This is a genomic window from Aeromonas sp. EU05-FHT14A05 (assembly GCF_058791175.1).
The window spans coordinates 153,695-174,223 of record NZ_JBYTDH010000005.1; the positions used below are offsets into that span (position 1 = coordinate 153,695).

Annotated in this window: 15 protein-coding genes; 12 read left to right on the forward strand and 3 right to left on the reverse strand. The window is 63.2% G+C overall.

Annotation, left to right across the window (positions count from 1 at the left end):
• The first annotated feature begins 15 nt into the window (after positions 1-15).
• The 11 genes from pepB to AC3WR3_RS09535 all read left to right on the forward strand — a co-directional run bounded on the left by pepB (position 16) and on the right by AC3WR3_RS09535 (position 11,268).
• Complete coding sequence (gene pepB, locus AC3WR3_RS09485) at positions 16-1,308, forward strand: aminopeptidase PepB (RefSeq protein WP_492291734.1); 1,293 nt, start codon at positions 16-18, stop codon at positions 1,306-1,308.
• A 270-nt stretch (positions 1,309-1,578) separates the two neighbouring features.
• Positions 1,579-2,007: a nucleoside-diphosphate kinase gene (gene ndk / locus AC3WR3_RS09490; RefSeq protein ID WP_005324280.1), complete on the forward strand. Its 429-nt coding sequence runs from the start codon at positions 1,579-1,581 to the stop codon at positions 2,005-2,007.
• 168 nt (positions 2,008-2,175) lie between these two features.
• Positions 2,176-3,279 carry a dual-specificity RNA methyltransferase RlmN gene (gene rlmN, locus AC3WR3_RS09495; RefSeq protein ID WP_492291735.1) on the forward strand — a complete coding sequence of 368 codons (1,104 nt, stop codon included), beginning with the start codon at positions 2,176-2,178 and terminating at the stop codon, positions 3,277-3,279.
• Positions 3,280-3,291: 12 nt separating this feature from the next.
• A complete protein-coding gene (gene tapF / locus AC3WR3_RS09500; protein WP_025327234.1) occupies positions 3,292-4,083 on the forward strand; it encodes a PilW family type IVa pilus biogenesis/stability lipoprotein TapF in 792 nt (263 codons plus the stop codon).
• Positions 4,073-5,002 carry a cytoskeleton protein RodZ gene (rodZ, locus tag AC3WR3_RS09505; RefSeq protein WP_492291736.1) on the forward strand — a complete coding sequence of 310 codons (930 nt, stop codon included), beginning with the start codon at positions 4,073-4,075 and terminating at the stop codon, positions 5,000-5,002. Before tapF ends, rodZ begins: the two co-directional genes overlap by 11 nt.
• A gap of 10 nt (positions 5,003-5,012) precedes the next feature.
• Positions 5,013-6,128, forward strand: coding sequence for a flavodoxin-dependent (E)-4-hydroxy-3-methylbut-2-enyl-diphosphate synthase (ispG, locus tag AC3WR3_RS09510; RefSeq protein WP_492291737.1), 1,116 nt, complete (start codon positions 5,013-5,015; stop codon positions 6,126-6,128).
• Positions 6,129-6,267: 139 nt separating this feature from the next.
• Positions 6,268-7,545 (forward strand): histidine--tRNA ligase, encoded by a 1,278-nt coding sequence (gene hisS, locus AC3WR3_RS09515; protein ID WP_492291738.1) that lies wholly within the window; start codon positions 6,268-6,270, stop codon positions 7,543-7,545.
• A gap of 3 nt (positions 7,546-7,548) precedes the next feature.
• Positions 7,549-8,199 (forward strand): YfgM family protein, encoded by a 651-nt coding sequence (locus AC3WR3_RS09520; RefSeq protein ID WP_041205942.1) that lies wholly within the window; start codon positions 7,549-7,551, stop codon positions 8,197-8,199.
• Positions 8,192-9,376, forward strand: a complete 1,185-nt coding sequence (gene bamB, locus AC3WR3_RS09525) for an outer membrane protein assembly factor BamB (RefSeq protein ID WP_492291739.1) — start codon at positions 8,192-8,194, stop codon at positions 9,374-9,376. Before AC3WR3_RS09520 ends, bamB begins: the two co-directional genes overlap by 8 nt.
• Before the next feature lie 74 nt (positions 9,377-9,450).
• A complete protein-coding gene (der, locus tag AC3WR3_RS09530; RefSeq protein ID WP_106886585.1) occupies positions 9,451-10,950 on the forward strand; it encodes a ribosome biogenesis GTPase Der in 1,500 nt (499 codons plus the stop codon).
• Positions 10,951-11,037: 87 nt separating this feature from the next.
• Positions 11,038-11,268, forward strand: a complete 231-nt coding sequence (locus tag AC3WR3_RS09535; RefSeq protein WP_319912436.1) for a zinc ribbon domain-containing protein — start codon at positions 11,038-11,040, stop codon at positions 11,266-11,268.
• A 344-nt stretch (positions 11,269-11,612) separates the two neighbouring features.
• On the opposite strand, the gene mltF is transcribed toward AC3WR3_RS09535, so the two are convergent.
• Positions 11,613-13,106 (reverse strand): membrane-bound lytic murein transglycosylase MltF, encoded by a 1,494-nt coding sequence (gene mltF, locus AC3WR3_RS09540; RefSeq protein WP_247626391.1) that lies wholly within the window; start codon positions 13,104-13,106, stop codon positions 11,613-11,615.
• A gap of 149 nt (positions 13,107-13,255) precedes the next feature.
• Between mltF and purL the strand changes: the two genes are divergently transcribed.
• The gene (gene purL, locus AC3WR3_RS09545) at positions 13,256-17,149 is read left to right on the forward strand and encodes a phosphoribosylformylglycinamidine synthase (RefSeq protein ID WP_492291740.1); all 3,894 of its coding nucleotides are present in this window, start codon (positions 13,256-13,258) and stop codon (positions 17,147-17,149) included.
• Between the two features lie 296 nt (positions 17,150-17,445).
• Here the strand turns inward: purL and nuoN are convergent, their stop codons facing one another.
• Together nuoN and nuoM are read right to left on the reverse strand one after the other, a co-directional pair.
• Positions 17,446-18,909 (reverse strand): NADH-quinone oxidoreductase subunit NuoN, encoded by a 1,464-nt coding sequence (nuoN, locus tag AC3WR3_RS09550; RefSeq protein WP_025327224.1) that lies wholly within the window; start codon positions 18,907-18,909, stop codon positions 17,446-17,448.
• A 49-nt stretch (positions 18,910-18,958) separates the two neighbouring features.
• Positions 18,959-20,476, reverse strand: a complete 1,518-nt coding sequence (nuoM, locus tag AC3WR3_RS09555; protein ID WP_139434262.1) for an NADH-quinone oxidoreductase subunit M — start codon at positions 20,474-20,476, stop codon at positions 18,959-18,961.
• Between the last annotated feature and the right edge of the window lie 53 nt (positions 20,477-20,529).

Sequence of the window (20,529 nt, forward strand, 5' to 3'; positions counted from 1 at the left end):
GCAGGAGGTGACGGCATGAATATCTGGCTGAGCCGTGAATTTGCCGCCCCCGAGTGGGGCGAGGGGGCGCTGCTCTCCCACCGTGCCGATGGCATGGTGATCCACCTGGTGACGGCGTCCCCCTTGCTGGACATCCAGCAGGCGGCCCGCCGTCTCTGTGGTCAGGGGATCCAGAAGGTCGTCCTGTGCGGTCACTGGGAGCGCGAGCAGCAGTGGGCCTTCGCCCAGGGGCTGCAGACCCCCAAGGCCGAGGTGGAGCTGCAGTGGGCGACCTCGTCCGAAGAGGACAGGGAGGAGCTGGAGGCGCGCTGGCTGTGCGGGCGCTGGGTGCGCGAGATGACCAATGCGACCCCGGAGCAGCTGGGGCCGCTGGAGCTGGCGGTGGAGGCGGCGGCCTTCATCACCGAGCTGGCGCCGGACAGGATCAGCCATCGCATCCTCAAGGGTGAAGCCTTGCAGCAGGCGGGCTGGGTCGGTCTCTATCAGGTCGGCCGCGGCAGCGATCGCGAGCCCGTGATGCTGGAGCTGGACTACAACCCCACCGGGGATCGCAACGCCCCCGTGGCGGCGGCCCTGGTGGGCAAGGGCATCACCTTCGACTCCGGCGGCTACTCCATGAAAACCTCCCAGGGCATGCTCACCATGAAGCATGACATGGGAGGGGCGGCCATCGTCACCGGCGCCCTGGCGCTGGCCATACTGCGCGGCCTCGACAAGCGGGTGAAGCTCATTCTCTGCTGCGCCGAGAACCTGGTCTCCGGCCATGCCTACAAGCTGGGTGACATCCTCACCTACAAGAACGGCACCACGGTCGAGATCGTCAACACAGACGCCGAGGGGCGCCTGGTGCTGGCCGACGGCCTGCAGCTCGCCGGTGAATCCGGCGCGCCCCTCATCATAGACGCTGCCACCCTGACGGGCGCCGCCGTGATGGCCCTGGGGGGACGCTACAACGCCCTGTTCGGCCTCGACAAGGGGCTGGTGAGCCGCGCCATGGCCTATTCGGATGCGGAGCAGGAGCCGGCCTGGCCGCTGCCGCTCGAGCCCTGGCACCGCCAGCAGTGCCCGTCCCACTATGCCGATACGGCCAACAGCCGTCCGGTGCCGGGCGGTGGCCCGGGCGGCGCCTCCAACGCGGCGGGCTTCCTCTCCCGCTTCGTCGGCAATGAAGGGCGGGGCTGGCTGCACGTGGATCTGGCCGCCTGTTTCAGCGAGAACGGTGACAACCTCTGGGCCCCCGGGGCCAACACCCTGGGGATGCGCACCATAGCCCATGCCTTGCTGGCGGAGACGCGCCGAGGGGCATGACAAGGCGAAAGGGCACCTCGGGGTGCCCTTTTCAACGGTGCTGGGAATATGAGCAATAGATAGGGTTTTAGCGGGTTCGCGTGGCTATCGTGCACAAGCTCACGTTTTTTCTCAGTGCCATGGCACAAGATGAGTCACCATGTTGTTTCAAGGAATTTTTTGTTTAATAAAAAGTTGCTTTTTTGTGTGTTATTTCGTTTTTTGTTTACGTATAATCGCCGCCGAACATGGATTCCTACAATAAAACTCTGTAGTTAAGGAAAGAACTCAATGGCTATCGAACGTACCTTCTCTATCGTCAAGCCGGACGCGGTCAGCAAGAACCTGATCGGTGCCATCTACAGCCGCTTCGAGAGCGCCGGCCTGAAAGTGGTCGCCGCCAAGATGCTGCACCTGAGCAGCGAGCAGGCCGCCGGTTTCTACGCCGAACACCAGGGCAAGCCTTTCTATGATGGCCTGGTCGCTTTCATGACCTCGGGTCCCGTCATGGTACAGGTGCTGGAAGGGGAAGACGCCATTCGCCGTCATCGCGAAATCATGGGCGCCACCAACCCGAAAGAGGCCCTGGCCGGCACCCTGCGCTCCTGCTACGCCGAGAGCATCGATCGCAACGCGGTGCACGGCTCCGATGCCCCGGCCTCTGCCGCCCGTGAAATCGCCTACTTCTTCTCCGACGCCGAGATCTGCCCGCGCGGCTGATTTCTGTCGAAAGAACCCCAAGGGAGCCTCGGCTCCCTTTTGTTTTTTGGTCATTCGGTCAATATCCACTTATTCTCCAGGTGGAAAGGCAGACCCATTATTTGTACAATGCCGCCCCCTGACGTAGGTCAGCCGATAATTTATGAAGTGTGTGAGCTGAGGCCCTTGATGAGCGAAACAAAAACCAACCTGCTGGATCTCGATCGGGATGCCATGCGTGCCTTCTTCGTCGAGCTGGGCGAGAAGCCGTTCCGGGCAGATCAGATAATGAAGTGGATCTACCACTCCGGTTGTGATGACTTCGATCAGATGAGCAACGTCAACAAGGCGTTGCGTGAGCGTCTCAAGGCCATTGCCGAGATCCGGGCCCCCGAGATCAGCCGTGAACAACGCTCCGCGGATGGCACCATCAAGTGGGCCCTGCAGGTCGGGGATCAGGAAGTCGAGACCGTCTACATCCCGGAGGCGGATCGCGCGACCCTCTGCGTCTCCTCCCAGGTCGGCTGCGCCCTGGCGTGCACCTTCTGCTCCACCGCCCAGCAAGGTTTCAACCGCAACCTGAAGGTCTCCGAGATCATCGGCCAGGTCTGGCGTGCCGCCAAGGTAGTGGGTGGCAAGCGCCCCATCACCAACGTGGTGATGATGGGCATGGGCGAGCCGCTGCTGAACCTCGCCAACGTGGTACCTGCCATGAGCCTGATGATGGATGACTACGGTTTTGGCATCTCCAAGCGCCGTGTCACCCTCTCCACCTCTGGGGTGGTACCGGCACTGGACATGCTGGGGGACCAGATCGACGTGGCCCTGGCCATCTCCCTGCATGCGCCGAACGACAAGCTGCGCTCCGAGATCATGCCGATCAACGACAAGTACAACATCGAGGCCTTCCTCGCGGGGGTGCGCCGCTATCTGGCCAAATCCAACGCCAATGGCGGCCGGGTGACGGTGGAGTATGTGCTGCTCGATCATATCAATGACGACATGCAGCATGCCCACGAGCTGGCGCAGGTCCTCAAAGAGACCCCTTGCAAGATCAACCTGATCCCCTTCAACCCCTTCCCGGGCAATCCGTTCGGCAAGCCGAGCAACAGCCGCATCGACCGTTTCTCCAAGGTGCTGATGGAATACGGCCTGACCGTCATCGTGCGCAAGACCCGCGGGGATGACATAGACGCGGCCTGTGGCCAGCTGGTGGGGGAGGTGATCGACCGCACCAAGCGCACCATGAAAAATCGGATGCAACAGGATGGGATTTCCGTCAAAATGGTTTAACTCGCTAAGCCATTGTATAGACAGGAAATGGATATCCGTACATTGATCGTAGTGGCAGCGCTCTGCGCGCTGCCTGGCTGTGTCACCGAGACCACTTACGCTGGCCAGAATTCGACCCAGCGTGAAGTTGGTCCCGACTTCAAGGCGGCTGCCCAGACCCGTCTCGATCTGGGTATTCAATACCTGCGTCAGGGCAATGCCGAACAGGCCAAGTTCAACCTTGACCGAGCCCTCCAGTACGATCCCAGCAATCCTCAGGTCTACATCGGCTTCGCCTATTTCTACCAGCAGGTATCCGATTTCAAGGCGGCCGAGGAGAACTACAAGAAGGCGCTCTCCATGGATCCGACCAATGCTGACGCGATGAACAACTACGGTGCCTTCCTGTGCAACCGCGGGCGTTTCGAGGAGGCGGAGAAGGCATTCCTGCAGGCGGTCAGCCAGCCAGATTACGTCAAGATCGCCGATACCTACGAGAATGCGGCGCTCTGCTCGATGCAAAATAACAGAAATGACAAGGCCAACGAGTACTATCGTCTGGCCTTGGGGTATAATCCCCGCAATCCAAGGTTATTGCTGGACATGGCCGAGCTTTCCATGAAAGATGGCAAGCTGCCTGATGTGCAGTCTTATCTCGTGCGTTTTGCCGAAGTGGCAGACGAAAACGAGGAGAGCCTCTGGCTCCGGCTGCGGCTGGCCCAGGCCATGGACAAACCGGCATTACTTCACCAATTCGGGACTGAGCTGGTAAGGCAATATCCCACTTCGCAACAAGCCAAGCGTTACTTAGCCAATGACTACTGAACAGCCACACGATTTTCAAGACGACTCCCAGGCAGTGGGCCCAGGCCAGCTGCTGCGCAACGCCCGTGAACAGCTTGGCTGGACACGAGAGCAGGTTGCGTCCCGCATTCACCTTCGTCTGACCCTGATCGCCGCCATTGAGGCGGATACCTACGACAAGCATACGTCCCACACCTTCATTCGCGGCTATCTGCGCGCCTATGCCAAGCTGGTCGGCATTCCCGAGGAGACCATACTCGCGGCCTACGACAAGCTGGGGCTGACGCCGCCCGATAACATCGACATGCAGAGCTTCTCCCGCCGCTCCCGCCAGCAAGCCAACGACAGTCGGCTCAAGGTGGTGACCTGGCTGGTAATCCTGGTGCTGATCGCCCTCTCCATCGCCTGGTGGTGGCAGAGCACGGCACGTCGTTCCGCCGGGGATGAAGCCCTGGCGGCGAGCGAGATGGGCACGGCGCAGACAGTGTCGGTCGCCAATGTGACGTCCACGGTGGACGTGGCCGACCCCGTATTGCCCGTGGCCTCCGACGCCGTGGCGACTGAAGTCGTTGTGAGTGACGCCGCCGCCACCGCGCCGGACGTCGTTGCCGCGACCAGTGCCGCCCTGTCTACCGAGGCTTCATCTGCTGAGGCGACCCTGGCGCCGGCAGAGACGACCGCCACCGAACCTGGCAAGGCGCCCCAGCTCAAGATGAGCTTCACCGCCGACTGCTGGCTGGATGTCAAGGATGCCAACGGCAAGACCCTGTTCAGCGGTCTGAAGAAGGCGAACGACGAGCTTGTGCTGGAAGGACCCGAGCCACTCAAATTCATCATTGGCGCGCCCATGGCGGTCAATCTCGAATACCAGGGCAAGTCCTTCGACATGAGCCGTTACAACAACGGCCGGACTGCTCGCTTCTCACTGCCGCAGGAGTAATCTGTCCGCCATGTCCGCTCACGAATCCCCCATTATTCGTCGTCAATCCAGGCAGATCATGGTCGGCAATGTGCCGGTTGGGGGCAACGCCCCCATCACGGTGCAAACCATGACCAACACCAAGACCACGGATGTCGCCGCCACCGTCGAGCAGATCCAGCGGATCGAGCGGGTCGGTGCTGACATAGTCCGGGTCTCGGTGCCCACCATGGAAGCGGCGGAAGCCTTCCGGCTCATCAAGCAGCAGACCCGCATTCCCATCGTCGCCGACATCCACTTCGACTACCGCATCGCCCTGAAAGTGGCCGAGTACGGTGCCGACTGCCTGCGCATCAACCCGGGCAACATCGGCAACGAAGAGCGGGTGCGCGCCGTGGTCGACTGTGCCCGTCATTACAACATTCCGATCCGCATCGGCGTCAACGGTGGCTCCCTGGAGCGTGACATCCAGGAAAAGTATGGCGAGCCGACCCCGGAAGCCCTGCTCGAGTCGGCCATGCGCCACGTGGATTACCTGGATCGCCTCAACTTCGAGAACTTCAAGGTGAGCGTCAAGGCCTCCGACGTCTTCCTGGCGGTCGGCGCCTATCGCCTGCTGGCCAAGCAGATTGAACAGCCGCTGCATTTGGGCATCACCGAGGCGGGCGGTTTTCGCGCCGGCGCGGTGAAATCCGCCATCGGGCTCGGCATGCTGCTGGCCGATGGCATAGGCGACACCATCCGCATCTCCCTGGCCGCCGATCCGGTGGAAGAGGTGAAGGTGGGCTTCGACATTCTCAAGTCCCTGCGCATCCGCTCCCGCGGCATCAACTTCATCGCCTGTCCCTCCTGCTCCCGTCAGGAGTTCGACGTGATAGGGACGGTGAACGCCCTGGAAGAGCGGCTCGAGGACATCATCACCCCGATGGACGTCTCCATCATCGGCTGTGTGGTGAACGGCCCGGGCGAGGCCCTGGTCTCGGATCTCGGCCTTGCCGGTGCCGCCAACAAGAGCGCCTTCTACGAAGGGGGCCAGCGGGTCGACCGGCTCGACAACAAGGATCTCATCCCGACCCTGGAGCGCCGTATCCGCGCCCGGGCGGCCATGCTGGATCCGGCCAACCAGATCCAGGTGGACAAAGGTTGAACCATTGAGGGGCCACCTGGGGTGGCCCCGGCTTTAGGTTGTTGATTTTACATCCCGCATCCGGGCACCCTGATTTTACCTCGGGGCCGAAAATCCCTATAATGCGGCCAAATTTTACCTCTTTTTCTCGAGTATCAACGTGGCAAAACAGATCCAAGCTATTCGCGGTATGAATGATTGCCTGCCGGAGCAGAGCCCGGTATGGCAGAAAGTGGAACAGATCCTGCGCCAGGTCGTCGCCAGCTACGGCTACAGCGAAGTGCGCATGCCCATCGTCGAGCAGACCCATCTGTTCAAGCGCGCCATCGGTGAAGTGACCGACGTGGTCGAAAAAGAGATGTACACCTTCGAAGACCGCAACGGCGACAGCCTGAGCCTGCGCCCGGAAGGGACCGCCAGCTGCGTTCGTGCCGGCATCGAGCACGGCCTGCTCTACAACCAGGAACGCCGGATGTGGTACATGGGCCCCATGTTCCGTCACGAGCGTCCCCAGAAGGGCCGTTATCGCCAGTTCCACCAGTTCGGGGTCGAGCTGTTCGGCATCAACGGGCCTGACATCGACGCCGAGCTCATCATGCTGACCCACCGTCTGTGGCGTCTGTTCGGCATCCAGGATCACGTCACCCTGCAGCTCAATACCCTGGGTCAGAGCAGCGAACGCGCCGCCTATCGTGATGCCCTGGTGGCCTACCTGGAGCAGTACAAGAGCGAGCTGGACGAAGAGAGCCAGCGCCGCATGTACAGCAACCCGCTGCGGGTGCTCGACTCCAAGGACGCGAAGGTACAGGCCATTCTGGTGGGTGCCCCCCGTCTGTTCGATCACCTGGGTGAAGAGAGCCTGGCCCACTTCGAGGGGCTCAAGCGCCTGCTCGAGTCTGCCGGCATCCAATACGAGGTGAACGAGCGTCTGGTGCGCGGCCTCGACTACTACAACCTCACCGTGTTCGAGTGGGTGACGAGCAGCCTGGGGGCCCAGGGCACCGTCCTGGCCGGTGGCCGTTACGACGGCCTGGTGGAGCAGCTCGGTGGTCAGGCCACCCCGGCCGTGGGCTTTGCCATGGGCATGGAGCGTCTGGTGCTGATGCTCGAAACCCTCGAACTCAACGCCGATATCCGCCCGGCGGTGGATGTCTATCTCTGCATGGTGGGCGAGGGGACTGAGCAGGCTGGTTTCCAGCTTGCCGAGCGGCTGCGCGACGCCCTGCCGGACCTGCGTCTGATGAGCCACTGCGGTGGCGGCAACTTCAAGAAACAACTCAAGCGTGCCGACAAGAGCGGCGCGGCCATTGCCCTGATCCTCGGCGAGACCGAGGTGCAAAGCGGGGAGATCACCATCAAATATCTGCGTGGCCAGGCCGAGCAACAGACCGTCTCGGTCGATGCCGCCATCGCCCTGCTGGCAGCTAAAGGAGAGTAAGCTGTGGAAGTGTATACCACTGAAGAACAACAGGTTGAGGTCATCAAGAGCTGGTGGAAAGAGAACGGCACCTCGGTACTCGCCGGGACCGTGATCGGCCTGGTCGGCCTCTTTGGCTGGCGTTACTACAACGAGCTGCAGCAGACCAACCAGGAAGCCGCCTCTCAGGCTTACAACGCCATGACAGCCCAGCTCGCCAAGGGTGACGATGCCGCCCTTGAGCAGGCCAAGAGCTTCATCAGCGCCCATCAGGGCGACGCCTATGCCGAGCTGGCCGCCCTGCAACTGGCCGCGGCTGCGGTCAAGGCGGGCAAGCTGGATCTGGCTGCCGAGCAGCTGACCCAGGTGGCCGCGAACGGCGACGAGAGCATCAAGCCCATCGCCGCCCTGCGCCTGGCCCGGGTGCTCAAGGATCAGGGCAAGGCCGACGAAGCCCTGGCCCAGCTTGGCAAGATCAACAACGACGCCTTCAAGGCCCAGGTGGCGGAAGTGCGTGGTGATGTCCTGCTGGGGCAGGGCAAGCCCGAAGAGGCGCGCGATGCCTATCAGGTGGCGGCCGATGCCGGCGGCCTGCAGAGCAGCGCCGAACTCAAGCTGAAGATGGACGATCTGGCGCTGCCAGCGGTCACTGCGGGTGAGGCTCCGGATGCGTAATCTGTACAAGAAAATGGCGCTGGGGGTGGCAGTCTCCCTGGCCCTGCAGGGCTGCTCCCTGTTCAGCTCCGAGGAAGACCTGACCCCGATGGCGCCTCTGCCCGTGGTGGAGTCCGCCTTCAATGCCGATACCCAGTGGTCCTCCTCCGTCGGGGATGGCATAGGCGATTTTTACTCCCAGCTGCAACCCGTGGTGGAAGAGGATCACATCTATGCCGCCGCCCGTGATGGGGATGTGACCGCCTTCGATCGCAACAGTGGCGAGACCCTGTGGAGCGTGGATCTGGCAGACCTGCCGATCAACGCCGACAAGCGCAGTGCCCGTCTCTCCGGCGGTCTGGTCTCCCGCTACGGCAAGCTGTTCCTCGGCTCCGAGAACGGGGTGGTCTACGCCCTGAACGAAGCGAACGGGGAAGTGCTGTGGCAGACCACTGTACCCGGTGAAGTGGTGGCGAGCCCCGCCGTCGAGGATGGTCGTGTGGTGGTGCTGACCACCTCTGGCCGTCTGATGGCGCTCGACACCGATGAGGGCAAGCTGCAGTGGACTCTGTCCGAAGAGCAGCCGCCCCTGACCCTGCGCAGTGCCAGCACCCCTGTCATCACCAACGGCGCCGTGCTCTATGGCCGTGCCGATGGCAAGGTGGGCATAGCCCTCTTGAGCAACGGCCAGCCGGTGCGCCAGTCCAAGGTGGCCGATCCCCGCGGCGCCACCGAGCTGGATCGCATGGTCGACGTGGACGCCAGTCCGCTGATTGCCGGTGATGAGCTCTATGCCATCGCCTACAATGGTCAGCTGATGGCCCGCAAGCTGATGACGGGTGACGAGGTGTGGAAGCGCAAGTATTCCGGCTACCGCGACATGGCGGTCACCGGCAATGCCATCGTGCTGACCGACAGCCGCAGCCATCTGTTTGCGGTCGACAGGCGCAATGGTCTTGAGCTGTGGTCCAACACCCAGCTGGAAAACCGCACCGTGACCGCTCCCGTTGTCCTGGGTGACTACGTGGTGGTCGGCGATGTGGAAGGTTACCTGTATTGGCTGGATCGGACCGACGGGTCCATCAAGGCCATGCAGCAGCTCGACAGCAGTGGTCTCTATGCCGCGCCCCTGGTGGACGGTGACACCCTGTATGTGCAGAGCCGTGGCGGCAAGTTGTACGCTATCAAGCGTCCCTGATCGCCCGTCAATCTGAATATCCGGCTCCTGGTCTTCGGACCCGGAGCCTTTGTCGTCTTGAGAATGAGGCTTTTATGACTCCTGTAGTAGCCCTGGTGGGCCGCCCCAACGTGGGGAAATCCACCCTGTTTAACCGCCTGACCCGCACCCGGGATGCCCTGGTTGCCGATTTCCCCGGCCTGACCCGGGACCGTAAATACGGCCAGGCGAAGTTGGGCGAGCTGGAATTTATCGTGGTCGATACCGGCGGTATCGATGGCACCGAGGAGGGGATCGAGCTGAAGATGGCCGAGCAGTCCCTGCTGGCCATCGAGGAAGCCGATGTGGTGCTCTTCATGGTGGATGCCCGCGCCGGTTTGACCGCCGCGGATCAGGCCATCGCCGAGCACCTGCGCAAGACCCACAAGAAGGTGTTCCTGGTCGCCAACAAGACCGACGGCATCGACGGTGACTCCGCGGTCTCCGAGTTCTACGGTCTGGCGCTGGGGGAGGTCTACCAGATCGCCGCCGCCCACGGTCGTGGGGTGCTGAGCCTGCTGGAGCTGGCGCTGGCCCCCCACCTTGAGACCCTGGTCGAGGCCGCCGCCGAAGAAGAGGCGCAGGAAGAGGAGGACTTCGACGAAGAAGCCCTGCTGCGCATGGTGGCCGCCGGTGATCTCGACACCCGGGAAGACACCAAGGAGACCCCGTTCGCCGACTTGCCCATCAAGTTTGCCATCGTCGGTCGCCCCAACGTCGGCAAGTCCACCCTGACCAACCGCATGCTGGGGGAAGACCGGGTCATTGTCTATGACATGCCAGGCACCACCCGCGACTCCGTCTACATCCCCATGGAGCGTGACGAGCAGAAGTACGTGGTCATCGACACCGCAGGCGTGCGTCGCCGCGGCAAGGTGCACGAGACGGTGGAGAAGTTCTCCGTCATCAAGACCTTGAAAGCCATCGAGGACGCCAACGTCTGCCTGCTGGTGATTGATGCCCGCGAGACCATCACAGATCAGGACTTGAGCATCCTCGGCTTCGTGCTGAGCAGCGGCCGCTCCGTGGTGCTGGTGGTGAACAAGTGGGACGGTCTGGATCAGAAGGTGAAGGAAGACATCAAGAACGAGCTGGACCGTCGTCTGGGCTTCATCGATTTCGCCCGCGTCCACTTCATCTCCGCCCTGCACGGCAGCGGTGTCGGCCACCTGTTCGAGTCCATCAACGAGGCTTACCAGTCCGCCACCCGTCGTACCAGCACCGCCATGCTGACCCGCATCATGCAGATGGCGCAGGAAGATCACCAGCCGCCCATGGTCAACGGTCGCCGCGTCAAGCTGAAGTATGCCCACGCCGGTGGCTACAACCCGCCGCGCATCGTGATCCACGGCAACCAGCTGAACGATCTGCCGGACTCCTACAAGCGGTATCTCATCAACTACTTCCGCAAGTCCCTGAAGATCATGGGTACCCCGATCCGGGTCGAGTTCCAGGAGTCGGTCAACCCCTTCGAGGGCAAGAAGAACACCCTGACCCTGAGCCAGGAGCGGCAACGGGATCGCCTGCTCAAGGCCAAGAACAAGAGCAAGAAATAAGCCTGACGGCTGCCCTGGTGGCAGCCGTTTTTTTATCTGCAAGATGAGGGGCGAGCCCGGCGCGCCTGCCCTGGAGAGGAGATGACCATGAGTCTCTTGACATGCCCGGCCTGCCAGGCCGAGCTGGACAGCCGCAGCCCAGAGGCGAGCTGCGGCCAGTGCCATGCCCGCTATCGGATCCGGGCCCTGTGCCCGACCTGCCAGCATGAGCTTGAGCGGCTTCGGGCCTGCGGGGCGGTGGATTACTTCTGCAACCACTGCAACAGCCTGGTCTCCAAACGTAGTGTCCAGTTTGAGCTGACGCCGGTCGAGGCATAAAAAGGCATTAAAAAACCCGGCCTTGGCCGGGTTTATGCTGTGTGCTCCGCAATCAGCAAGGTATAGGAGCGGTTGCGGTGCCATATCTTGCGTTTCATGTCGGCCAGTTTCAGCTTGCGTCTGGGGCTCCAGGCGCATCTGGTTTTTCTGGTCAACGTGGCTCTTCTGCGTGTTCGCATCTGGTTTTCCTCCTTGATCATCCCGGCGACGTTGACGGCTCCCTGACATGGGCTGCCATCGGTATCGCAAGTTGATGAATGTATTGCAATAAGCCTCTCTCAGACAGGCTCTGGTCTGGGGGAATGGTAACAGAGAATTCACCCAGACGACACATCCCGCAGGGCTCAGGGGGTGATGATCTGGCTGACCACCTCGGCGATGATGGCGGGGCGCTGTGCCGGGGGGGCCTGCTCGCTGCCATCGTCCTCGTCCAGAGCCTCGCGGCGATGGGCCTTCTGCTGCTCGTTGTCGAGCCAGAGCAGGCTCTGGTAGTACTGGCGCACGTTGTTGACGTAGTTGCGCGCCTCGCCACCCCGGGCATAGCCATAGCGCACCTTGCGATGCCAGCGTGACTGCTGCAGCAGGGGCAACACCTCTTTCACATCGCTCCAGGCGTCCGGGTTCTTGCCAAGCTGCTTGGTCAGGCGGCGGGCATCCATCATGTGGCCATAGCCGATGTTGTAGGCGGTGAGGGCAAACCACACCTTCTCGTCCGCCGGCACCGAGTCTGGCACCTTCTCCATCATCTCCTGCAGGTAGCGGGCGCCCCCCTTGATGCTCTCTTCCGGGTGGGTTCTATCGTTCACCCCCATCGCCTTGGCGGTGGGCTCGGTCAGCATCATCATGCCGCGCACCCCGGTGTAGGAGCGGGCCTGGGGGTCCCAGTGGGACTCCTGATAGCTGATGGCGGCCAGCAGGCGCCAGTCGATCTCCTTGGCGTGGGTCTGGAACAGCGCCTGGTACTTGGGCAGCAGGCTCTTGGCCCGCTTGAGGAAGGTGCGGGTGTCGACGAAATCGAAGTTCTGCACGTGACCGAAGTACTTCTCGTCGAGCTTGGCGATGGAGCCATCCATGAAGCGCTGGCCGAAGAAGTCGATGATGCTGGCGTAGAGGCTGTCATCGGGCAGCTTGGTCATGGCCCAGGCCACGGTCTGCTTGCTGGCGAGGGTCAGCCCCTCGGTAAGCTCGGGATAGTAGCGCTGGGTGCGGGCCAGTACGGTGTCCTGCACCACCGTGTAGTCCACCTCGCCGTCGGCGACCTGCTTGAGCAGCTCCTCCACGTCGGCGTCCCGGTTGATGCGCCAGCTCAGATTGGGGTACTGGCTGGCCATCTCCTTCATCAGATCCTCGCCGGTGGAGCCGGCAGGCACCACTATGGTGCCCTTGATGTCGCCGAGATCCTTGGGCCTGGGGGAGCCGTTGCGATAGACCAGCTTGGGGGAGACCTGGTAGAAGCCGGGGCCGAAGCGAAACAGCTTGCGCCGCTCCGGGGTCACGACGATGGCGGCGGCGGCGAGATCCAGCTTGCCCTTTTGCAGCTGTTCGACCAGCTCGGCGGTGGAGTAGGCCGGGACTATGGTCAGCTTGACCCCCAGCCAATCGGCATAGTGCTGCGCCAGCTCGTAATCGAACCCCTGGGCGGTGTCGTCACGCTGGTAATAGGAAGTGGGACCATAGAGGGTGCCAACACGGATCTCGCCCCGTTGGCGGATCTGCTCCAGCTGGCTGGAGGGGGAATAGAAGTCACAGCCGGCCAGGGCCAGTGTCAGCAACATCCCGATAAACAGTCGAAAAATGCAGCGCAAGTAGGTGAGTACCCTTGTTGAAAAAATCGGCATTTGTCAAAAGAGAGGCACCTTTATACCAGAGAGTGTGGAGGGAGTCACATCGTGGGAGATGAGAAAAACGTTTGTTCGCGGTGAGCCTGATCCCTATAATACGCGCGTCTCAAATCCCCCCACACTCTAAAACTTGGTGAGAAAGGTATATGGAAATCTTGCGTGGTGCCCCAGCACTGTCTGAGTTTCGTGTCCACAAGCTGCTGCAGAGCTGCGCACAGAGAGGAGTAGAGATAGCAGACGTCTATGCCGAATACGTGCACTTTGCCGAGCTTTCGAGCCCGCTCTCGCCCCCGGAGCGAGCGACCTTGGGCCAGCTTCTGCGCTACGGCCCGACCATCCCTGAACACACCCCCAGCGGTCAGCTGTTTCTCGTTACCCCCCGCCCCGGCACTATCTCCCCCTGGTCTTCCAAAGCAACCGACATCGCCCACAACTGCGGCCTGAACCAGGTCAAGCGGCTGGAGCGCGGCATTGCCTATTACGTGCAGGCCAAAGGCGAGCTGACCGCAGCCCAGCGTGGCGAGGTCGCGGCCCTGCTGCACGATCGCATGATGGAGGTGGTGTTCGATGAGCCGAGCCAGGCAGCCGCGCTGTTTGCCCATCACGAACCGCGCCCCTTCACCCAGGTGGACGTGCTGGGCGGTGGCCGCAGCGCCCTGGCCTCGGCCAATATCGAGCTGGGCCTGGCGCTCGCCGATGACGAAATCGACTACCTGGTGGAGAACTTCACCCGGCTTGGTCGCAATCCCAACGACATCGAGCTCTACATGTTCGCCCAGGCGAACTCCGAGCACTGCCGTCACAAGATCTTCAATGCCGACTGGACCATAGACGGTGAGCAGCAGCCGAAGTCGCTGTTCAAGATGATCAAGAACACCTTCGAGCAGACGCCGGATCATGTCCTGTCTGCCTATAAAGACAACGCCGCCGTGATGGAAGGCAGCCAGGGTGGCCGCTTCTTCCCGAGCCCCGCCAGCGGCGAGTACCAGTATCACCAGGAGCGCGTCGACATCCTGATGAAGGTGGAGACTCACAACCACCCGACCGCCATCTCTCCCTTCCCGGGGGCCGCCACCGGCTCCGGCGGCGAAATTCGCGATGAGGGTGCGACCGGCCGTGGCGCCAAGCCCAAGGCGGGCCTGGTGGGCTTCTCCGTCTCCAACCTGCGCATCCCAGGTTTCGAGCAGCCCTGGGAGCAGGATTTCGGCAAGCCGAGCCGCATCGTCAGCGCCTTTGACATCATGCAGGAGGGGCCCCTCGGTGGCGCCGCCTTCAACAACGAATTCGGTCGTCCCGCCATCCTCGGCTATTTCCGTACCTTCGAAGAGCAGGTGCCGAGCCACAACGGCGTCGAGGTGCGCGGTTACCACAAGCCCATCATGCTGGCGGGCGGCATCGGCAACATCCGCAGCGAACACGTCCAGAAAGGGGAGATCCCGGTGGGGGCCGCCCTCATCGTGCTGGGCGGCCCGGCCATGAACATCGGCCTGGGGGGCGGCGCCGCCTCCTCCATGGCCTCCGGCCAGTCTGCCGAAGACCTCGATTTCGCCTCGGTGCAGCGGGACAACCCCGAGATGGAGCGCCGTTGCCAGGAGGTGATCGATCGCTGCTGGCAGCTCGGCGATGACAACCCCATCGTCTTCATCCACGACGTGGGGGCCGGTGGCCTCTCCAACGCCATGCCGGAGCTGGTGAACGACGGCGATAGGGGCGGTCGCTTCGACCTGCGCGCCATCGCCAGCGACGAGCCGGGCATGAGCCCGCTGGAGATCTGGTGCAACGAGTCCCAGGAGCGCTACGTGCTGGCGGTCGCCCAGGATAAGCTGCCCCTGTTCAAGGCCCTGTGCGAGCGCGAGCGTGCTCCTTATGCCGTGATCGGCACCGCCACCGAAGAGAAACACCTCACGCTGTCGGACAGCCACTTTGACAACCAGCCCATCGACCTGCCGCTGGACGTGCTGCTCGGCAAGGCGCCCAAGATGCACCGCGACGTGCAGACCCTGCCCGCCCAGGGCAAGGCGCTGCAACTGGACGGCATCACCCTCAGCGACGCCGCCGAGCGGGTGCTGCGTCTGCCGACCGTGGCGGAGAAGTCCTTCCTCATCACCATCGGCGATCGCACCGTGACGGGGCTGGTCAACCGCGACCAGATGGTCGGCCCCTGGCAGATCCCGGTGGCCGACTGCGCCGTCACCGCCGCCACCTACGACAGCTACCACGGCGAAGCCATGTCCATGGGGGAGCGTACCCCGGTGGCACTGCTGTCTCATGCTGCATCGGCCCGTATGGCGGTGGCCGAGGCCCTGACCAACCTGGCACCGGCTCATATCGGCTCCCTCAAGCGGGTCAAGCTCTCCGCCAACTGGATGTCCGCCGCCGGTCACCCGGGGGAAGATGCGGGCCTCTACGAAGCCGTGAAAGCGGTAGGCGAGGAGCTCTGCCCGGCCCTTGGCATCACCATCCCGGTGGGCAAGGACTCCATGTCCATGAAGACCCGCTGGCAGCAGGACGGCGAAGAGCGCAGCGTCACCTCGCCGCTCTCCCTGCTCATCTCCGCCTTTGCGCGGGTCGAGGACGTGCGCAATACCGTGACCCCGCAACTGCGGACCGATCTCGGTGAGACCGACCTTATCCTGATTGACCTTGGCAACGGCAAGCAGCGCCTCGGCGCCTCCGCCCTGGCCCAGGTCTATCGCCAGCTTGGACAAAGTGCCCCGGATCTGGACAACCCGATCCAGCTCAAGGGCTTCTTCAACGCCATCCAGGCGCTGGTGGCGGATCGCAAGCTGATTGCCTACCACGACCGCTCCGACGGCGGCCTCTTCGTCACCCTGACCGAGATGGCCTTCGCCGGTCACTGCGGCCTCGACATCCAGCTCGACCGCATCGGTGGCGACCTGCTGCCGGCCCTGTTCAACGAGGAGCTGGGGGCCGTCATCCAGGTGCGCCGCGACGACAAGGAAGCGGTGCTGACCCTGCTGGCCGGTCACGGTCTGGCGGCCTGCTCCCACGTGCTGGGCACGGTGCGTGAAGATGACCTCATCCTGTTCCAGCGCGCCGGCACCGAAGTGTACCGCGCCAGCCGCACTGCGCTTCGCACCCTCTGGGGCGAGACCAGCTGGCAGATGCAGCGCCTGCGGGACAACCCGGAGTGCGCGGATCAGGAGCATGCCACCCGTCAGGACGCCACCGATCCGGGTCTGCAGGCCAGGTTGACCTACAACCCGTCCGAGGACGTGGCTGCGCCCTATATCGCCCGTGGGGTCTCCCCCCGTCTGGCGGTGCTGCGCGAGCAGGGGGTCAACTCCCACGTGGAGATGGCGGCAGCGTTTGACCGCGCCGGTTTTGCGGCCGTCGACGTTCATATGAGTGACATCCTCTCCGGTCGCATCAAGCTGGAAGAGTTCCAGACCCTGGTGGCCTGCGGTGGCTTCTCCTACGGCGACGTGCTGGGGGCGGGGGAAGGCTGGGCCAAGTCCATCCTGTTCAACGACGGGGCCCGCGAGCAGTTCCAGCGCTTCTTCGAGCGCGGCGATACCTTGTCGCTGGGGGTGTGCAACGGTTGCCAGATGATGTCCAACCTGCGGGACCTCATCCCGGGGGCCGATCTCTGGCCGCGCTTCGTGCGCAACCGCTCCGAGCGCTTCGAGGCGCGCTTCAGCCTGGTGGAAGTGCAGGAGTCTCCCTCCGCCTTCTTCGCCGGCATGGCGGGCTCGGTGATGCCGATTGCCGTCTCCCACGGGGAAGGGCGGGTGGAAGTGCGCGACGCCGCTCACCTGGCTGCGCTGCAACAGAGCGGCCTGGTGGGACTGCGCTTCGTGGACAACCGCGGCAAGGTCACCGAGCAGTACCCGGCCAACCCGAACGGCGCTCCGGCGGGCATCACTGCGGTCACCACCACGGACGGCCGTGCCACCATCATGATGCCGCACCCGGAGCGGGTGTTCCGCACAGTGGCGAACTCCTGGCACCCGGACAACTGGGGCGAGGATGGCGCCTGGATGCGGATGTTCCGCAACGCTCGCGTGCGTCTGGGTTAATCCCGCGCTGACGTGGTAGAGAATCAGAAACCGGCCCCCGTGGCCGGTTTTTTTATGGGCGTTGATCTGACGATGGGGAGGGCAGGCAGAGACGAGCGCGATGGGGGGGCGAGCGGGTCATCCCCGTGCTCGCAGCTCCGTCAGCCGTTTGCTGGAGGATGAGGTACTCCGGACCTGCATTGATTGAGGGACGCCGCTCTGGCGCCGTTTCTCAGACGGGCAAGCCGGTTTGGGGCTTGGCGGACATAAAAAACCGGCCACGGGGGCCGGTTTTGTTGTGTGGGCTGTACTTGAGGTTAGCGCAGCACCACGTGCTGGAAGCCCTGCACCAGGCTGATGACCGGCTGGGGATAGATGCCGAGCAGCACCACCAGGATGGCGGAGAGCAGCACCACAAGCCCGCCGGAGGAGAAGGCCCAGTCGGCCCTGGCATCGCGCAGCTGCATGCCGGGTTCGCGCAGGTAGAGGGTGACCATGACGCGCAGGTAGTAGTAGAGCCCCAGGGCACTGCCGAGCACGATGGCGCCGGAGAGCCACCACAGCTGCGCCTCGACGGTGACGCCGATGAGGTAGAACTTGCCGATGAAGCCGAGTGTCATGGGGATCCCCGCCAAGGAGAGCATCATCACCGTCATGACGGCGGTCAGGTAGGGGCGTTTCCAGAACAGACCGCGATAGCTGTGCAGGGAGTCCGCATCCTTGCCGCGATAGGGGCTGGACATCATGCTGATGACGCCGAAGGCCCCCAGGCTGGTGAACAGATACATCAGCAGGTAGACACCGGCCGCTTCCACCGGCATCTGGCCGAGGCGGCTCGCCACCACCACTGCCAGCAGATAGCCGAAGTGGGAGATGGAGGAGTAACCCATCATCCGCTTGATGTTGGTCTGGATCAGCGCCAGGAGGTTGCCGACCACGATGGAGATGACCGCCATGGCTGCCAGCAGCCAGTGGATCATGGGATCCGAGGTGGCCGGTACCGCCAGGTAGAAGCGCAGCAGCACGCAGAACACGGCTATCTTGCTCACGGTGGCGAGGAAGGTGGCCACAGGTGCAGGTGCCCCTTCGTAGACATCCGGGGTCCAGAGGTGGAAGGGGGCCAGGGAGAGCTTGAAGGCGAAGCCCACCAGCATCAGGCCGAAGCCCCCCATCAGCAGCGGGTGGTGAGCCGGGCTCTGGGCCAGGGTCAGGCCGAGATCGCTGAAGCTCAGGCTGCCCGCCTGAGCATAGAGCAGCGCCATGCCGAACAGCAGGAAGGCGGTGGCGGCGGCGGAGAGCACCATGTACTTGATGCTGGCCTCCAGGGAGTGGCGCTCGCGGTAGGCATACCCCACCAGGCCGAACATGGGCAGGGTCAGCATCTCGATCCCGATGAACAGCGACGCGAGGTGACGGGAACCCGCCAGCACCAGGCCGCCTGCGGTGGCGATGAGCAGCAGCAGGTAGAACTCCTCCCGGTTGTCCGGGTAGCCCTTGAGCCAGGAGCGACCGAAGGTACAGGTGGCCAGGGCCCCGATGAGCACCAGCCCCATGTAGAAGACCGCGTAGCTGTCCACTTGCAGCAGGGGAGTGACCCCCTGATCCCCCTGGGCCATGACGATGGGCAGGGAGAAGAGCGCCAGGTTGAGACCTGTGATGGTCACCACGAAGGCGGTGTCATCGCAGCGCTTCCAGGCGATGGCGAGCATCAGGGCGACCATGGCCCCGGTGGTCAGCAACAGGGGCAGCAGGGCCAATAGTTGGGCGGCGGTAAACGTCATGACAAGGCTCCCGGCGTGGACAAGGAAAGGGAGAGAGAAGGAGAGGGCATCATTGCAGTGCTCCTGTGGCTGGCAGCGCGTACCAGTGCAGCACGCTCAGCAGGCTGCTGCTGGCGGTGTCGAGCACGGGTTGCGGGTAGAGACCGAGCAGCACCAGCAGGCCGGCTATGGTCAGCATCATGGCCAGCTCCCGTCTGTCCAGGCCCTTGAGGACGCTCTCGTCCTTGGGGGTACCGAAGCAGGCGCGCTGCAGCATGATGAGGGAGTAGACCGAGGCCAGCACCAGGCCGAAGGTGGCGATGATGGTGATGATGGGGGCCACCTGGAAGCTGCCGATGAGGATCAGGAACTCGCCGACGAAGTTGCCTGTCCCCGGCATGCCAAGGGAGGCCACCGAGAAGAACAGCATCACGCCGGGCAGGTAGCGCAGCCGACCCCAGAGGCCGCCCATCAGGCGCAGATCCCGGGTGTGCAGCCGCTCGTAGAGCTGGCCGCACAGGATGAAGAGACCGGCGGCGGAGAGGCCGTGGGCGATCATCTGCACCACGGCACCCTGCAGGGCCAGCTCGCTGCCCGAATAGATGGCGATCATCACGAAGCCCATGTGGGAGATGCTGGTGTAGGCCACCAGGCGCTTGATGTCGGTCTGGGCGAAGGCCAGCAGGGCGCCGTAGACGATGCCGAACAGGCCAAGGAGCATGGCGTAAGGGGCGAACTCGGCGGAGGCCTCCGGAAAGAGCGGCAGGGTGAAGCGCAGCAGGCCGTAGGCGGCGGTTTTCAGCAGGATGCCCGCCAAGTCCACTGAGCCCGCGGTCGGCGCCTGGCTGTGGGCGTCCGGCAACCAGCCGTGCAGGGGCACCAGGGGCATCTTGACCGCGAAGGCGATGAAGAAGCCCAGCATCAGCAGCCACTGTACCGTGCTGCTCATGGGGGTGTTCAGCAGCTCCTGATAGTTGAAGGTGAAGACGCCTGTGCTGGCGTGGTGGGTCAGTACCAGGCCCAGGATGGCCACCAGCATGATGAGGCCGCTCGCCTGGGTGTAGATGAAGAACTTGGTGGCCGCGTTGATCCGGGATTTGCCGTCGGTGACCGAGTGGCCCCAGAGCGCGATCAGGAAGTACATGGGGACCAGCATCATCTCCCAGAAGAAGAAGAAGAGGAACAGGTCCACCGCCATGAAGACGCCGAGCACGCCCCCCAGGATCCACAGCAGGTTGAGGTGGAAGAAGCCGATGCGCTGCACGATCTCTTTCCAGGAACAGAGGATGGCCAGCACCCCGATGAAGCTGGTGAGCATCACCATCAGGAGTGACAGGCCGTCTACCGCCAGGTGCAATGAGATGCCGAAGCGGGGGATCCAGGGTTGCTGCCACTCGGCCGCCCAGACGGGGAGGCCGGGGCTCGCGAGGGAGAAGTCACCCCCCAGCCAGATGGCACCGGAGAGCACCAGACAGGCGCTCATGGAGAGCAGGGCCACCCAGCGAACGAATTGTCCGCCGAGTCGCTCCATCTGCCAGCAGAGCAAGCCGCCGATAAAAGGAATTAACAAGATCCAGAGTAAGGTCACGATATCAGCTCTCGTCTAGGTTCTAGTCGGGCAGGCCCCGGGCCTGCCACACA

Coding starts and splice junctions, on each gene's coding strand:
- AC3WR3_RS09535 (WP_319912436.1), top strand. CDS start 11,038: ATGAGTCTCTTGACATGCCCGGCCTGCCAGGCCGAGCTGGACAGCCGC.
- pepB (WP_492291734.1), top strand. CDS start 16: ATGAATATCTGGCTGAGCCGTGAATTTGCCGCCCCCGAGTGGGGCGAG.
- rlmN (WP_492291735.1), top strand. CDS start 2,176: ATGAGCGAAACAAAAACCAACCTGCTGGATCTCGATCGGGATGCCATG.
- ndk (WP_005324280.1), top strand. CDS start 1,579: ATGGCTATCGAACGTACCTTCTCTATCGTCAAGCCGGACGCGGTCAGC.
- rodZ (WP_492291736.1), top strand. CDS start 4,073: ATGACTACTGAACAGCCACACGATTTTCAAGACGACTCCCAGGCAGTG.
- mltF (WP_247626391.1), bottom strand. CDS start 13,106: ATGCCGATTTTTTCAACAAGGGTACTCACCTACTTGCGCTGCATTTTT.
- der (WP_106886585.1), top strand. CDS start 9,451: ATGACTCCTGTAGTAGCCCTGGTGGGCCGCCCCAACGTGGGGAAATCC.
- ispG (WP_492291737.1), top strand. CDS start 5,013: ATGTCCGCTCACGAATCCCCCATTATTCGTCGTCAATCCAGGCAGATC.
- bamB (WP_492291739.1), top strand. CDS start 8,192: ATGCGTAATCTGTACAAGAAAATGGCGCTGGGGGTGGCAGTCTCCCTG.
- nuoN (WP_025327224.1), bottom strand. CDS start 18,909: ATGACGTTTACCGCCGCCCAACTATTGGCCCTGCTGCCCCTGTTGCTG.
- purL (WP_492291740.1), top strand. CDS start 13,256: ATGGAAATCTTGCGTGGTGCCCCAGCACTGTCTGAGTTTCGTGTCCAC.